This is a genomic window from Marinobacter sp. (assembly GCF_048266785.1).
GTDB lineage: Bacteria > Pseudomonadota > Gammaproteobacteria > Pseudomonadales > Oleiphilaceae > Marinobacter.
Genome location: NZ_JBLWYX010000003.1, coordinates 153,784 through 167,934, shown reverse-complemented (window position 1 = coordinate 167,934; position 14,151 = coordinate 153,784). Strand labels below are relative to the sequence as shown.

Annotated in this window: 10 protein-coding genes and 2 pseudogenes; 3 read left to right on the top strand and 9 right to left on the bottom strand. The window is 55.8% G+C overall.

Annotated features, from left to right (window positions below):
- The first annotated feature begins 9 nt into the window (after positions 1 to 9).
- Positions 10 to 1,626, top strand: coding sequence for an ABC transporter ATP-binding protein (locus ACN0V1_RS06230; protein ID WP_417544178.1), 1,617 nt, complete (start codon positions 10 to 12; stop codon positions 1,624 to 1,626).
- 66 nt (positions 1,627 to 1,692) lie between these two features.
- Complete coding sequence (locus tag ACN0V1_RS06225) at positions 1,693 to 2,493, top strand: enoyl-ACP reductase (RefSeq protein ID WP_339780395.1); 801 nt, start codon at positions 1,693 to 1,695, stop codon at positions 2,491 to 2,493.
- Between the two features lie 92 nt (positions 2,494 to 2,585).
- On the opposite strand, the gene ACN0V1_RS06220 is transcribed toward ACN0V1_RS06225, so the two are convergent.
- Both ACN0V1_RS06220 and ACN0V1_RS06215 read right to left on the bottom strand, forming a co-directional pair.
- Entirely contained in the window at positions 2,586 to 2,999 is a 414-nt protein-coding gene (locus ACN0V1_RS06220; protein WP_417544177.1) for a PilZ domain-containing protein, read from the bottom strand.
- Positions 3,000 to 3,026: 27 nt separating this feature from the next.
- Complete coding sequence (locus tag ACN0V1_RS06215) at positions 3,027 to 4,850, bottom strand: DUF1631 family protein (RefSeq protein WP_417544176.1); 1,824 nt, start codon at positions 4,848 to 4,850, stop codon at positions 3,027 to 3,029.
- A 126-nt stretch (positions 4,851 to 4,976) separates the two neighbouring features.
- Here ACN0V1_RS06215 and ACN0V1_RS06210 point away from each other — a divergent pair, with 126 nt between their 5' ends.
- Positions 4,977 to 6,053, top strand: a complete 1,077-nt coding sequence (locus tag ACN0V1_RS06210; protein ID WP_417544175.1) for a 3-deoxy-7-phosphoheptulonate synthase — start codon at positions 4,977 to 4,979, stop codon at positions 6,051 to 6,053.
- Between the two features lie 6 nt (positions 6,054 to 6,059).
- Here the strand turns inward: ACN0V1_RS06210 and cobA are convergent, their stop codons facing one another.
- The 7 genes and pseudogenes from cobA to ACN0V1_RS06175 form a co-directional block, all read right to left on the bottom strand.
- Positions 6,060 to 6,917 (bottom strand): uroporphyrinogen-III C-methyltransferase, encoded by an 858-nt coding sequence (gene cobA / locus ACN0V1_RS06205; RefSeq protein WP_417544174.1) that lies wholly within the window; start codon positions 6,915 to 6,917, stop codon positions 6,060 to 6,062.
- Positions 6,914 to 8,200, bottom strand: coding sequence for a serine--tRNA ligase (gene serS, locus ACN0V1_RS06200; protein ID WP_417544173.1), 1,287 nt, complete (start codon positions 8,198 to 8,200; stop codon positions 6,914 to 6,916). Before serS ends, cobA begins: the two co-directional genes overlap by 4 nt.
- A gap of 101 nt (positions 8,201 to 8,301) precedes the next feature.
- Positions 8,302 to 9,639 carry a replication-associated recombination protein A gene (locus ACN0V1_RS06195; RefSeq protein WP_417544172.1) on the bottom strand — a complete coding sequence of 446 codons (1,338 nt, stop codon included), beginning with the start codon at positions 9,637 to 9,639 and terminating at the stop codon, positions 8,302 to 8,304.
- 1 nt (position 9,640) lies between these two features.
- A complete protein-coding gene (lolA, locus tag ACN0V1_RS06190) occupies positions 9,641 to 10,300 on the bottom strand; it encodes an outer membrane lipoprotein chaperone LolA (protein WP_417544171.1) in 660 nt (219 codons plus the stop codon).
- A 12-nt stretch (positions 10,301 to 10,312) separates the two neighbouring features.
- A pseudogene (locus ACN0V1_RS06185) lies at positions 10,313 to 11,893 on the bottom strand (DNA translocase FtsK); the annotation flags it as partial.
- Positions 11,894 to 12,243: 350 nt separating this feature from the next.
- A pseudogene (locus tag ACN0V1_RS06180) lies at positions 12,244 to 12,877 on the bottom strand (DNA translocase FtsK 4TM domain-containing protein); the annotation flags it as partial.
- Between the two features lie 13 nt (positions 12,878 to 12,890).
- A complete protein-coding gene (locus ACN0V1_RS06175) occupies positions 12,891 to 14,126 on the bottom strand; it encodes an O-succinylhomoserine sulfhydrylase (protein WP_417544170.1) in 1,236 nt (411 codons plus the stop codon).
- Between the last annotated feature and the right edge of the window lie 25 nt (positions 14,127 to 14,151).

The following is a 14,151-nucleotide window of genomic DNA, read 5'->3' as shown; positions in this document are numbered from 1 at the left end:
CGAGCTGATATGAGTGACTTGCTAGAGATAACCAATCTCTCGATCTGCTTTAACCAGGGCGAGAAGGCCGTCGATTCTCTATCCCTCAGCCTGCAACAAGGTGAAACTCTGGCGCTCGTTGGTGAGAGCGGCTCCGGTAAATCCATCACTGCATTATCTGTTTTGCGGCTGCTGGATGAGCGCCATGCGAGCTATCCGAGTGGTGAGATCCGCTATCGCGGAGAGAATTTGCTACAGGCGCCTGAGAAACGCTTACGCCAGGTTCGCGGGCGAGAGATCAGTATGATCTTTCAGGAGCCGATGACGTCTCTCAACCCTCTACACAGCGTAGAGAAACAGATCAGCGAAACGCTGGAACTCCACAAGGGGATGCGAGGCCCCCAGGCCCGCAGGCGTTGTCTGGAACTGCTACGCCTGGTCGGCATAGACAACCCGGAAAGCCGTCTTGGCGCCTACGCGCACCAGCTTTCCGGCGGTCAGAAGCAGCGGGTAATGATTGCCATGGCATTGGCCAATGAGCCCGACTTGCTGATCGCAGATGAGCCAACCACGGCGCTGGATGTCACGGTTCAGAAGCAGGTGCTTGAATTGCTGCAGGGTTTGCAGCAGAAGTTGGGCATGGCGATTCTTCTGATTACCCACGACCTGACCATAGTGCGCCGCTACGCCAACCGGGTCGCGGTACTGGAGCATGGCAAACTGGTTGAAAAAGGAGAAACCGCAACCTTGTTTGCATCACCAAGCCACCCCTACACCCGCAAACTTCTGGATGCCGAGCCCCCGGAAGCTCCCCTTGCTCAGCCCCGGAATGGAACACCTCTGCTGAACGTCAGTAACCTGGATGTACGGTTTCCGACTCGAAGAGGATTGTTCGGCAGGGTAAAGGAGTATTTTCACGCGGTGAAACGTGTCGGTTTTTCCCTCGAGCGTGGCCAGACTCTCGGTATCGTGGGGGAAAGCGGTAGCGGAAAAACCACCATTGGCCATGCACTTCTCAAGCTCACAACCAGCTCGGGCAGCATTGAATTGGATGGCCAGGAGCTAGCCGGGCTCGATCAAAGCGCTTTTCGGCCCTGGCGGCGCCGGATACAGATTGTTTTTCAGGATCCTTTTGGCAGCCTGAGCCCACGGATGTCCATTGCCGAAATTGTTCGGGAAGGACTGGAAATACACGATGCTGAAAATGCTCAAGCGCACGATCAGAAGGTCATTACGGCTTTGACCGATGTGGGGCTTGATCCTGAGGCACGACACCGCTATCCGCACGAATTTTCAGGGGGACAACGTCAGCGGATCGCCATCGCCAGGGCATTGGTTCTTCAGCCAGATTTGATCATTCTGGATGAGCCCACCTCTGCTCTGGATAGAACGGTTCAAAAGCAGGTTATCGAGCTGCTTCGGGATATTCAGGCGCGCTATGGTCTAAGCTATATCTTTATCAGCCACGATCTGGCCGTAGTCCGGGCACTCAGTCATCAGTTGCTGGTGCTCCGACAGGGGGCGATTGTGGAATACGGGGATGCCGGCGAGATTTTCCGTGCACCCGCAGAGCAATACACACAAGAGTTACTTCACGCGGCATTTTTCTATTATCAGAAAGATGCCAACATCACTACGACTATTTGAGCGTTACTCCTGCCGGGATACTTCGGGGATAATGCACCAAAATCAGGAACACAGGGAGAACGACCCATGGGAATACTCAGTGGCAAGAAAGCACTGATTGTTGGCGTAGCCAGCAAACTGTCTATCGCATACGGCATTGCAGAGGCTTTTGCCCGCGAAGGCGCGGAACTGGCCTTCACGTACCAGAATGAAAAGCTCAAACCAAGGGTAGAGAAGTTTGCTGACGGATGGGGCAGTAAACTTATCTTCCCTTGCGACGTTGCCAGCGATGAGGAAATTGAAAATGTGTTCAAAGAGCTGAACAAGCACTGGGACAACATCGACATAATCGTTCACGCCGTTGGCTTTGCGCCGGGGCACGAGCTCGATGGTAACTACGTTGATGTGACCACCCGTGAAGGCTTCAAGATTGCCCACGACATCAGCTCCTACAGTTTTGTAGCTCTTGCCAAGGGTGCGCGCTCAATGATGCACGAAGGCAGCTCACTGCTGACTCTGAGCTATCTCGGCGCCGAAAAGGTTCTGCAGAACTACAACGTGATGGGGCTTGCCAAAGCGTCACTGGAAGCAAACGTGCGCTACATGGCTGCGAGCCTTGGCCGCGATGGCATTCGGGTAAACGGCATTTCCGCAGGGCCGATCAGGACACTGGCAGCCTCTGGCATCAAGAGCTTCCGCAAGATGCTCGCGGAAAACGCCAGGCGCGCTCCGTTACGACGGAACGTGACCACCGACGAAGTGGGCAATGCCGCAGCCTTCCTGACTTCCGACATGGCCAGCGGTATTACCGGTGAAATCATGTACGTGGATGCCGGTTTCAACATTACCGGTATGGGCGAACTTGAAGAATCAACAACTGAAGATTAAGCGATAAGGCAGGGAGCCTGACATGGCTCCCTGCTCTATTTTTGGATAAATGTTCGTTCCCTTCATCCTCCAACCATCCTGCAACTCGGCGTTCAGAGCGCTTCCATGGCGGACGCGACAGCTTCTGTCCATTCAACATATTCAGTCTGGATGCATTCAATAATTCTTACACCCACCAGATAGCCTGTGCCATCCGGACGACACCAGATCACCTCCACCGTCAATCTGAAGGGTTCTGTCTCGTTGCCCAGTGAAACAGCCGCAGGCAACAAGGCGCCTGCCGCAAGCTGCTCTTCGGAGGTCAAACGCAGACCGCCTGCTGACAAGTCGCGAACACCGCACGCCAGTTCCCGCCCGTATGCACATGGCATTCCCCGGGGTTCCGGATAGCTTGCCTCCAGTTCCAGCGAAACCCGTGCGCGTGCCGTCAAACGGTAATCCAAACGGTTGTCCTGCCCGCCAAACGGGTCGTCTGATGTTCCAAATGTATAGTCAGTATCTATCATGACTGTTCCTGGCTTAATGTGGTTCTCTCAGTTCTTTCCGACACGAATGCGCCCCACCACACGGCTTAGCGTGTCATCAAACGCAGCTGCACCGCCCAGAACACGAATGCGTTCTTCAACGATACCCAGAACGAGTTCATCTTCCAGAAACTCGCGACGATTAAGCCCTAACCGGTCTACAAAAATCAGTTTTCGGGATGCGTTTGTGCGAACGGCAAGCTTGAGCCTGACGCCTGCACTTTCCGCAAGTTCAGGCTCCACGAGGATCCAGCCACCAAGACTTATTTCGCCTACCTGCTTTTGCGCAAGTTCTGTTTTTTCTCTGTGTAAACGTTCGTGCTCAGCCTGTTCGTCCGCCAAACGCTTGCTTTCAACCTTCTGTCGCTGATGCTCCAAAGTTGCTTGCCGCTCGGCCTCTTGCTCCTGGCGCTTTAACTCGATAGCTTCCCTTTCGCGGCGCAGGGCGCCTGCTCGGGCCCGGGCGGCTTCTGCGGCTTGTTCACGCTGTTTACGCTGTTTTTCAAACGCCCCGGCCAGCAGATCTACTGTTTCACCAAGCACCTCACCAAAGGGCGTCTGATCCGGCAACGGGCGAATACTGCCTGACGTTTTGGCCTGACAGAACTCGTGCCATGGCTGCAGGCCAAGCTTTACCCCGGTGCCATTGGTCCAGAGGATTTCCCCGGTGTCTTCAAGCAGAGCAAAAAAGTAACGGCGCTGTTCCTCCGCACCTTCACCCTCCACAAACCAACCGCCCTCAAAAGGCTGAAACTCAGCAGGCGGGGGCGCTTCGAAAGTGAGCCAGACCGGGTTCCAAGGGAAGCCTGCAGCGTCCGGTAAGGCGTCAACCAGATTGGGCGTTTCTCCACGCAATCTTGACATCATGACGGTTCCGATACCTGCCAGCGCGTTAGGTGTCAGGGGATGATCAAACACGCGGCTCCACACATCCACTAGCCGGTCGCCGATTTGCTCACCTACGTGATATAGCCGGTCTCTGTCCTTGTCGGAAAGCGAGGGGTCGCCCACCCAAACCAGCCACTCAAGCAGCTTGCTGCCATGCCTGCAGGTTTCACCGTTCACACCGGCGTCCCACACAGCCTGTTTGAGCAACCTTTGCCAATGGTCAAAAACAAAATGCAGTACAGGCTGCGGCAGCTTTCGCCCCTTCAGAGCCCGCCCGATAAGAGCTCTTGAAGTTTGATCCGCCCGTCTTTGGCGAGCTGCGCCCTGCTCCGTCTCCAGTAACCTCTGACGCAGTCTGCCGACCTGCGCATTGCGCCGGACTGAGTCGTCTTGCCATTGCTTACAAAACGCATCGACGGCATCGGGTGTGCCCGAATCAAAACCTGCAGAAACGGCGACAACCAGCGCGTCCAGTTGCTCCAGCAGCGCCTTGGACGAACGCCCGCCCGAGTCACTCCAGCCACGCCATTCCTGAAAACCGTCGAGCCAGAGAAGTAATGAGTCACTAAATGCCCGATGGCCTTCGAGGTTCATGCGCCAGGCCAGGTAGAATCGCAACCGCGCGATGCGCTGCGCCAGCGCGGTGTGCAGGCCGCTGGTTTTGAGGAACACATCCATGATGCGATCGGCGACATAGGCCGCGTTGATCTGGCGCACTGACCAGTCAAGGTTCACAGAGCGAATAACATGGGTTACACGCTCAGTCCGTTGATCTGTCCAGCATGAGAACAGCAGTGGTTGCCAGTCACTTATGGTTTCTGGTGCAGGTTTTCCGACGGGGTAAGGCAGGTCGGGAACTCGAATACCGGCAAGCACACCGTCAATTTTCTCGGCAACCGCCTTGCGCGAGGCCTCCTGATGGGACTTCGGCCTGTTTTGTGACATCCAATCCCCGTGCTCAAGAAGCGTTGAAAAGACCCACTAAATAACGCAGTATAACGAACTCGCCGGGGTTGGCCACATCTGGGTCCGGCGCTATTGTAACGAGAAGAATCGGGGAAACAGTAGAAAATGTCCGGCAACAAACTTGAAGATCTGAACGTGGCGAGCCAGGAACCATTGATTACGCCTGAAAAGCTCAAACAGAATATGCCACTATCGGTCAATGCAGCCCAAACTGTTACAGGTGGCCGTCAGTCGATTTACGACATTATTGACGGCAAAGACCACCGTTTGTTCCTGGTTGTAGGCCCCTGCTCTATTCACGACGCAGACGCAGCACGTGATTACGCCACTCGCCTCAAAAAACTTGCTGATGAAGTCAGTGATACCCTGCTGATCGTTATGCGGGTGTATTTTGAAAAGCCGCGAACAACGGTTGGCTGGAAAGGCCTGATTAACGACCCGCACCTGAACGACACCTTTGACATCGAACATGGCCTCAAGTTGGGCAGGCGTCTTCTGCTGGATATCAACGAACTTGGACTACCGGTCGCAACCGAAGCCCTGGATCCGATTTCGCCTCAGTATCTTCAGGATTCGATTGCCTGGTCGGCGATTGGCGCCCGCACCACAGAATCCCAGACTCACCGCGAGATGAGCAGTGGTCTTTCCATGGCGATCGGCTTCAAGAATGGAACCGACGGCAGTCTGGATGTGGCCGTGAACGCCATGAAGTCTGTTTCCTATCCGCACAGTTTCCTGGGCATTGATCAGCAAGGCCAGGTGGCTATTATCCGCACCAGGGGCAACCAGTATGGCCATGTGGTTCTGCGTGGCGGTGGCGGCAAGCCCAATTACGACTCGGTCAGCGTGACGCTCTGTGAACAGGCCCTCGACAAGGCGGGTCTACGCAAATCCATCATGGTAGATTGCAGCCACGCCAACTCCAGCAAAGACCCGGCCATCCAGCCATTGGTTATGCAGGATGTCAGTCACCAGATTCTCGAAGGCAATACGTCAATTCAGAGCCTGATGATCGAGAGCAATATAAACTGGGGCAGCCAGTCCATCCCGGAAAATCTGGCAGACCTTCAATACGGCGTGTCCGTGACCGATGCCTGCATAGACTGGGAAACCACAGAAAAAGCCATTCGCGAAATGCGTGACAAGCTCAAGGACGTTCTGCCCGGCCGCAAAGCCGGCTGAACCCTGTCAGGCAGACTGGGTTGGCAGGCCGCCTACCCAGTCCAGCCGATCCCTCAACGCAACCACCTGGCCAACAATTACCAGCGTTGGCGCCTGTACCTTTTCTTCATTTACCTTCTGAACAATCGTTTCCAAGCTACCGGTAACCACGTGCTGGTCCCGGGTGGTGCCCTTGGAAATCAGGGCTACCGGCATGTTCGGTGCCATACCGTGCAGTACAAGCTGTTCGCAGATGATGGGCAGACCAACCAGCCCCATATAAAACACCAATGTCTGACTGTTCTGGACGAAGTCCTTCCAGGGTAAATCGCAGGTATTGTTTTTCAGGTGGCCAGTTATAAATCGCACTGACTGCGCGTAATCGCGGTGGGTCAGCGGAATCCCGGCATACGCAGCGCATCCGGATGCGGCAGTTATGCCCGGCACAACCTGAAACCGGATACCGGCGCTGGCCAGGGTTTCAATTTCCTCGCCACCACGGCCAAATATAAACGGATCCCCCCCCTTGAGCCTGACGACCCGGCGGCCTTCTCTTGCCAGATCCACCAGCCTCTGGTTGATCTGATCCTGTGGCAGCGTGTGATTCGCTCGCTGCTTGCCCACATGGATCATTTCAACCGTGTCCGGAATCAACGCAAGAATTTCCGGCGACACCAGTCTGTCGTAGAGCACAACCTCTGCTGACGTAATAAGCCGCCAGGCCTTCAGCGTGAGCAGCTCCGGGTCCCCGGGGCCAGCGCCCACAAGAGCAACTTCCCCGGCGGAGCTGTTCGGATTCGAGGTAACCGGGTTCGTTCGGTAACGAACCGGAGCAGGCCTTGCCCCAACGTTTGCTCCCGGAACGGTTCGAGATTTATCTGTCATTGGATACGCTCGACGCCACCCATATAGGGCTTGAGTACATCCGGAACAAGAATGCTGCCATCTGGCTGCTGATAGTTTTCCATAACCGCTACCAGAGCACGACCCACTGCGAGGCCGGATCCGTTCAGCGTATGCACCGGTTCAGGCTTGCCGGTTTCCGGGTTGCGCCAGCGCGCGCTCATGCGTCGGGCCTGGAAGTCGCGGGCATTGGAGCAGGATGAGATCTCACGATACTTGTTCTGCCCCGGTAACCAGACTTCGATATCGTAAGTTTTGGCAGCAGAGAAACCCATGTCTCCGCCGCACAGAGCAACCAGGCGATAAGGCAGCTCCAGTAACTGAAGGACTTTTTCAGCGTGGCCGGTCAGTGCTTCCAGCGCGGCATCGGAATCCTCAGGGCGAACCACCTGTACCAGCTCAACCTTGTCGAACTGGTGCTGACGAATCATACCGCGGGTGTCACGACCGTAAGAGCCGGCTTCGCTGCGGAAACAAGGTGTGTGACACACCATTTTCAGGGGCAATTCAGCGGTATCAAGAATCGTATCGGAAACCAGGTTGGTAACCGGCACTTCCGCCGTTGGGATCAGGTAAAGTGAAGGCTCACCCTGCAATTTAAACAGGTCTTCCTCAAACTTGGGGAGCTGGCCGGTGCCATAAAGTGCATCCGCGTTCACCAGATAAGGCACATAGGTTTCAGAATAACCATGTTCGCCGGTGTGCAGATTGAGCATGAACTGCGCAAGGGCGCGATGAAGGCGCGCCACTTGACCGCGCATCACCGCAAACCTTGAGTGGGCAAGACGTGTTGCAGTTTCGAAATCCAGACCGCCCATCCCTTCGCCTAGCCCTTCACCCAAGGCAACATGGTCTTTAGGCTCGAAATCAAACGCTTTAGGCGTACCCCAGGTACGAAGCTCAAGGTTGTCTTCTTCGCTGTCGCCCATCGGAACGTTTTCATCCGGAAGGTTCGGAATGCCAGCCAGGAAGTCATTGAGTTCCTGTTGCAGTGTACGCAGTTCGTCCTCGGCGCCCGACTTGCGGGATTTCAGGCTCTCAACCTCATCCAGCAGCGGCTGAATATCTTCGCCAGCAGCTTTGGCTTTGCCAATCAACTTTGACTTCTTGTTCTGCTCGCCCTGCAAGGTTTCCGTACGCACCTGAAGGCCCCGGCGGCGCTCTTCAAGTTGCTCGAAGCCGGCAACGTCAAAAGTATAGTTTTTGATGGCCAGTCGACGGGCGATCTCTTCAGTCTGGTTACGGACGAGTTTGGGATCGAGCATGGGTATCCTGGATTTTCCGGTTTTCAGTGTGTGTAGAATAACTCGCCATTATACCTGTGCCGGCGCCTGTGGCTAGCGCTGCGCATAACCTTGTACGGTGTTCATGAATGGCGTTTTCTGGGGCTTTGATCATTGAGGGCGTCTAGCCGCTGGCGCTTTTCAGAAAGCTTGATTTCCAGCCCCCGGTTGAGAGGTTGATAGTATCTGCGCTGGTGGATAGCATCGGGCAGATAGGACTCACCCGCTGCAAATCCTTCAGGCTCATCATGAGCGTAGCGGTAAGAGTCACCATGCCCCATGCTTTTGAGCAATTTGGTGGGTGCGTTGCGCAGGTGAACGGGCACCTCGTAGTCGGGATCCTGCCGTATATCGGCCATGCACTGATTGAACGCTTTATACACCGCGTTGCTTTTCGGGGCGAGCGCGAGGTAAGTAACCGCCTGCGCCAGTGCCAGCTCCCCCTCAGGGCTCCCCAGACGCTCCTGAGCGTTCCACGCCTCCATGCTCAGCTGCAGGGCACGGGGGTCGGCGTTGCCTATGTCCTCGCTTGCGATACGCACCAGGCGGCGCGCAACGTACAAAGGGTCGCAACCACCATCCAGCATCCGGCACAGCCAGTAAAGTGAGCCATCCGGGTCAGAGCCCCTCACAGACTTGTGCAAGGCTGATATCTGGTCGTAAAAAACGTCGCCGCCCTTATCAAAGCGGCGCAAACTGGTTTGCATCACCTGCTCAAGGTGTTCAGCGTTAACACGGTTTTTGCCTTCGCTGTCCGGCTCCGCCAGATCGGCAGCAATCTCGAGAATGTTGAGCGCCCGCCGGGCGTCACCGCCAGAGGCAGCAGCCATAACGCTGAGCACATCGTCCGAAACCGCAAGCTCGCCGTTAAAGCCTTCCTCCGAACTCAGAGCCCTGCCCAGCAGATTAAGGATATCCGCCTCTTCCAGATTCTTGAGAACGTAAACCCGGGTACGGGAAAGCAGAGCGCTGTTCAGCTCAAAAGAAGGGTTCTCGGTGGTAGCACCCACAAAAATGAAGGTGCCGTCTTCAATGTGCGGAAGAAAAGCGTCCTGCTGGCTCTTGTTGAACCGGTGCACTTCGTCCACGAACAACAGCGTGTCCTGGCCCTGGGAAAGCTTGCGGTTGCGTGAACGCTCTACTATGGCACGGATATCCTTCACGCCACTGAGAACCGCAGACACTGTCTCGAAACTGAGGTCGCCAACGCTCGCCAGAAGCCTCGCAAAGGTGGTTTTACCGACCCCCGGCGGGCCCCAGAGAATCATTGAGTGGAGCTGGCCCTGCTCTACCGCCCTGCGAAGCGGCTTGCCGGGCCCTACGAGGTGCAACTGCCCCACGTAGTCTTCAAGGGATTCCGGGCGCATGCGCGCTGCCAGAGGCCGAAACCCGACCTGTTCGGTGAACAGGCTGTTTTGCATATCAGCCCTCGTCCCCGATTACGTCGACATCTGCCGGGTACTCAAGCGTAAACGCGCTATTATCGACGGTGTCGTTAAGCCGGATGTTGTCAAAGCTGAGCACGCTGAGCTGCGACAATGAATCCTGCATGCGCATTTCCTGCAGTTCGTTTTTGAAGAACGTTAGTCGTAGCGACACAAATAACGAATCCTCGCTTTTCGGCTCGAGCGTGAATTCCCGGGTATCGTCACTGAGCTGACGACCGGAAACCCGATAGGTTTCTTCAAGGTTATCCACTTCACCACTGAGCAGCAGCGCCGGTGTTGTCTGAACGCGGTCGTCCAGGCTATGCACGGTGACCTGTTCCAGATCGGGATCGTAGACTTCTACGCTTTCACCGTTACTGACAATAAATTGCGACAACGGCGCACGGGTCTCCCAGTAAAACAGGCCCGGCCTTTTGGCCTTCAGTGAGCCCCGGGATTCCTGCACTTTGCTGCCGCTTTCGTTTACCACAATCTGAATAAAGTCGGCCTGATAGGTTTCATAGCTTTGCAGCAAGGAAGCGAGCTCTGCCGCTGAACCTTCTTTGCCTGCCGCCATCAGTGAGCTGCTGAATACAAGTGCCACAATTAATGACGCCATCAATACCGACAGGGGCTTCAGAAAAAGCTGTTGCATACGATACGACTCCTAATCTCTTGGTGGGGGCGGTGCCAAAACTTCACGGGCACCGTTATGGCCCGCTGAACTGACCACACCAGATGCTTCCATGGCCTCGACCAAATTGGCTGCCCGGTTATAACCTATTTTGAACTTTCGCTGCACAGACGAAATTGATACCCGGCGCCCTTCTGTGACGAACGCCACGGCTTCGTCGAACAGCGCATCACTTTCGTTGTCGCCGCCATCTGACAAGCTGGGAACCCCGGGCAGATTTTCACCTTCTGCGCCGTTAAGCACATCTTCCACGTACACCGGTTCACCTCTGGCCTTCCAGGCACTCACCACCCGGTGAACCTCATCATCGTCCACAAACGCGCCGTGGACGCGGACCGGGAGGCCAGAACCCGGGGGCAGATAAAGCATGTCACCATGCCCTAAAAGCTGCTCGGCACCACCCTGATCCAGCACGGTGCGCGAATCGATCTTGGAGGAAACCTGGAACGACATGCGAGTGGGAATGTTGGCTTTGATCAAACCCGTGATGACATCCACAGATGGCCGCTGGGTTGCAAGTATCAGATGAATACCTGCCGCCCTCGCCTTCTGGGCAATCCTTGCGATCAGCTCTTCCACTTTTTTGCCGACAATCATCATCATGTCGGCAAACTCATCAATAACCACCACGATGAATGGCAAATGTTCCAGTTCCGGGCGTTCCTGTTCGTCGTTAGCCAGATATTCGTCCGGCTTCCAGAACGGATCGAGAAGAGGTTCACCGGCCGCTGCCGCATCTTTTACCTTGCGGTTGTAGCCGGCGAGGTTTCGGACGCCCAACGTCGCCAACAGACGGTATCTGCGCTCCATTTCGGCCACACACCAGCGCAGTGCATTTGCGGCTTCTTTCATGTCGGTAACAACGGGTGCCAGCAGATGGGGAATGCCATCATAGATGCTGAGTTCCAGCATCTTGGGGTCAACCATAATAAAACGGACGTCCTCCGGTCCCGCCTTTAGCAGCATGCTCAACAGCATGGCGTTCACGCCTACGGACTTGCCGGAACCGGTGGTGCCGGCAACCAGCAGGTGCGGCATCTTCGCGAGGTTTGCAACCATGGGATTGCCGCCGATGTCATTTCCCAGCGCCATTGTCAGCGCAGAACTGGATTCCGTGAACACTCTCGCACTCAGAACTTCGCTCAGGCGGACAATCTCCCGCTTTTCATTGGGAATTTCGATGCCCACCACTGATTTACCCGGGATCACCTCCACAACCCGAACGCTCAGAACGGCCAGTGAACGAGCCAGATCCTTGGCGAGGTTCGAGATTTTGCTGACCTTGACACCTGCTGCCGGTTTTATCTCAAATCGGGTAATCACAGGCCCCGGGTTAACCTCAACCACCTCAACCGAAACGCCGAAATCCGCCAGCTTTTCTTCAAGCAAACGCGACATGTGCTCCAGCGCTTCTTCCGAGTAGCCGCTTTCCTTATGCTCCTCTGGGGGGTCCAGCAACGAGATGGGAGGAATCGGGCTCTCTATGTCTTCCAGCAATGAAGGTTGAGCATTATTTGCTTTGTTGGTTGGTGGCTGCTCATCTTTCTTGAACGGCGATATTTTCAGCGAACGGCCGCTCGATGAAGTGGATTTCCCTTTATCCGAAGCAGATGCCGGCGGTTTGGTGGCTGTTTTCGCTGGCACCTCATCCCGGGAACTGAAGCTCTCCAGGCGCGCCGGTTCTGGCTCCTGGTCGGCGGAAAAACTTTCAAAGCCGGGTTCCAGGCGATCGCTTGACGGCTTTTTCGGTTTTGCTTTTTTGCGCGGCCCAAAGCCCGGAATCCAGTGCCACCAGCGCTTGGAAGACTTTTCGTTTACAGCAGTTGGCTGAGCCTTGGCCGGGGCGGCCGGCTGAGCCGGTACCGGTGATTTCTCCGGGGCCTGAGCGCGTTTATCCGAGCTGGCAAGTTTTTTCAGTGCCTGCCCCAGACGCAGCGTAAAGCCGCCCAACTGGTCCATTAACCAGAACCATGAGAGGCCCACGGTGACGGTCAGGGCAAAGAGGAATATAGCGATGAGCAGCAACGTTGTTGCCGGCAGATTGAAGAAACGAACCATGGCATCCGAAACGGTCGTTCCAAGCACCCCACCCGAAGTGGCGCCCAACCCAAATACAGAGTAAAGCGACAGAAGACTGGTGGCCGACAGTAAAATCAGCAGAAACCCACCAAGCCTCATCATAAACAGCGGCCAGTGCATATCCAGCGGGTCATTTCTGCGGCGTACCAGCATGATTGCGTAGCCCGCAACCATCACCGGGAACAGGTAGGCAACATGGCCGAAAAAATCCCTGAGCAGGCTGGCAAGCCAGGCCCCTGAGCGGCCAGCGGCGTTAAGTACGCTGGTCTCATGACCTATACTGGCCCAGCCCGGGTCTGCAGGATTGAATGTCACAAGAGCCATAGCCAGATAGATGCAAAGGGCAATCAGCCCGATCACCGCGCCTTCACGCGCACCTTGTGCAGCCTGGTGGCGAAAACGCAGTTGCTTCTCTGTCGGTTCCTGTGGTGATTTCTTCGCTTTTGCAGATTCTGCCATGAATGCTCAAACGTTAAGTGTTGCTTGCGTTCTGAAGTGCCTGAAAACCTCGGTACAAGTCTGTTTTCAGGTCTTCGACTGCTTCGATACCAACTGAAAGCCGTAGCAGGTTCTCGGTTATACCGGCTCCGGACTTGTCTTCCGGCGACAATCGCCCGTGGGTTGTGGTCGCCGGATGTGTAATCGTGGTTTTAACATCGCCGAGGTTCGCGGTAATTGAAATCATCCGCGTTGCGTCGATGAATTTCCAGGCTTCCTCACGGCCGCCTTTAACGCAAAACGCCAGCACCCCACCAAACCCTTTCTGCTGTTTTTTTGCAAGTTCGTGCTGGGGATGGCTTTCAAGGCCAGCATAATACACCTGCTCGACGGCGGGTTGCTGCTCCAGCCACGTCGCCAACTCTAACGCATTGTCGCAGTGGGCACGCATACGGATTGGTAAGGTTTCCAGCCCCTTATGAAAGACCCAGGCATTGAACGGGCTCATGGTAGGCCCTGCGGACCGCAGGAAGCCGTAAACTTCATCCATGAGCTTTGCCGGCCCGACTACCACGCCACCTACACAGCGACCCTGGCCATCGAGGTATTTGGTTGCGGAATGAACCACGATATCCGCACCATGCTCCAGCGGGCGCTGCAACACCGGTGTACAAAAACAGTTGTCCACCACAAACAGCGCGTCATTGTCGTGGGCCAGTTGTGCCAGCGCTTCCATATCCGCAACCTCGCACAGCGGGTTAGACGGCGTCTCGATGAACAGCATGCGGGTGTCCGGGCGCACAGCCGAGCCCCACTCTTGAAGATCAGTCAGGCTCACGAAGGTTGTTGTGACACCGAACTTTGCCATGTATTTCTGAAACAGCACGTTGGTGGTGCCAAACACACCGCGGGAACAGATCACATGGTCGCCGCTTTTGAGCAGCGCCATGCAGGTGCTGAGAATGGCGGCCATACCCGATGAGGTCGCAACAGCGCGCTCCCCGCCTTCCATCGCGGCGATGCGGCCCTCGAAAGCCTGAACTGTAGGATTGGTAAAACGCGAGTAGATATTGCCCGGCTCCTCTCCCCCGAAACGGGCTGCGGCCTGGGCTGCACTGTTGTACACAAAACTCGATGTCGGGAAAATGGCATCACTGTGTTCAAGCTGGCCAGTTCGGAGCTGCCCTGCCCTCACCGCCAGTGTATCCACAGACATACCGTCAAGATCCGATTCCGGAATCAGTACGGTTTCTTTGCGGTGAAAAGTCATGAGCGTCTCCTGGCAAGGCTCGGTG

Bases quoted from the DNA above. Each gene is read 5' to 3' on its own strand.
- ACN0V1_RS06215 (WP_417544176.1), bottom strand. From the start codon at position 4,850: ATGTCACAAAACAGGCCGAAGTCCCATCAGGAGGCCTCGCGCAAGGCG.
- ACN0V1_RS06210 (WP_417544175.1), top strand. From the start codon at position 4,977: ATGTCCGGCAACAAACTTGAAGATCTGAACGTGGCGAGCCAGGAACCA.
- ACN0V1_RS06195 (WP_417544172.1), bottom strand. From the start codon at position 9,639: ATGCAAAACAGCCTGTTCACCGAACAGGTCGGGTTTCGGCCTCTGGCA.
- ACN0V1_RS06175 (WP_417544170.1), bottom strand. From the start codon at position 14,126: ATGACTTTTCACCGCAAAGAAACCGTACTGATTCCGGAATCGGATCTT.
- ACN0V1_RS06230 (WP_417544178.1), top strand. From the start codon at position 10: ATGAGTGACTTGCTAGAGATAACCAATCTCTCGATCTGCTTTAACCAG.
- ACN0V1_RS06225 (WP_339780395.1), top strand. From the start codon at position 1,693: ATGGGAATACTCAGTGGCAAGAAAGCACTGATTGTTGGCGTAGCCAGC.
- serS (WP_417544173.1), bottom strand. From the start codon at position 8,200: ATGCTCGATCCCAAACTCGTCCGTAACCAGACTGAAGAGATCGCCCGT.
- cobA (WP_417544174.1), bottom strand. From the start codon at position 6,917: ATGACAGATAAATCTCGAACCGTTCCGGGAGCAAACGTTGGGGCAAGG.
- ACN0V1_RS06220 (WP_417544177.1), bottom strand. From the start codon at position 2,999: ATGATAGATACTGACTATACATTTGGAACATCAGACGACCCGTTTGGC.
- lolA (WP_417544171.1), bottom strand. From the start codon at position 10,300: ATGCAACAGCTTTTTCTGAAGCCCCTGTCGGTATTGATGGCGTCATTA.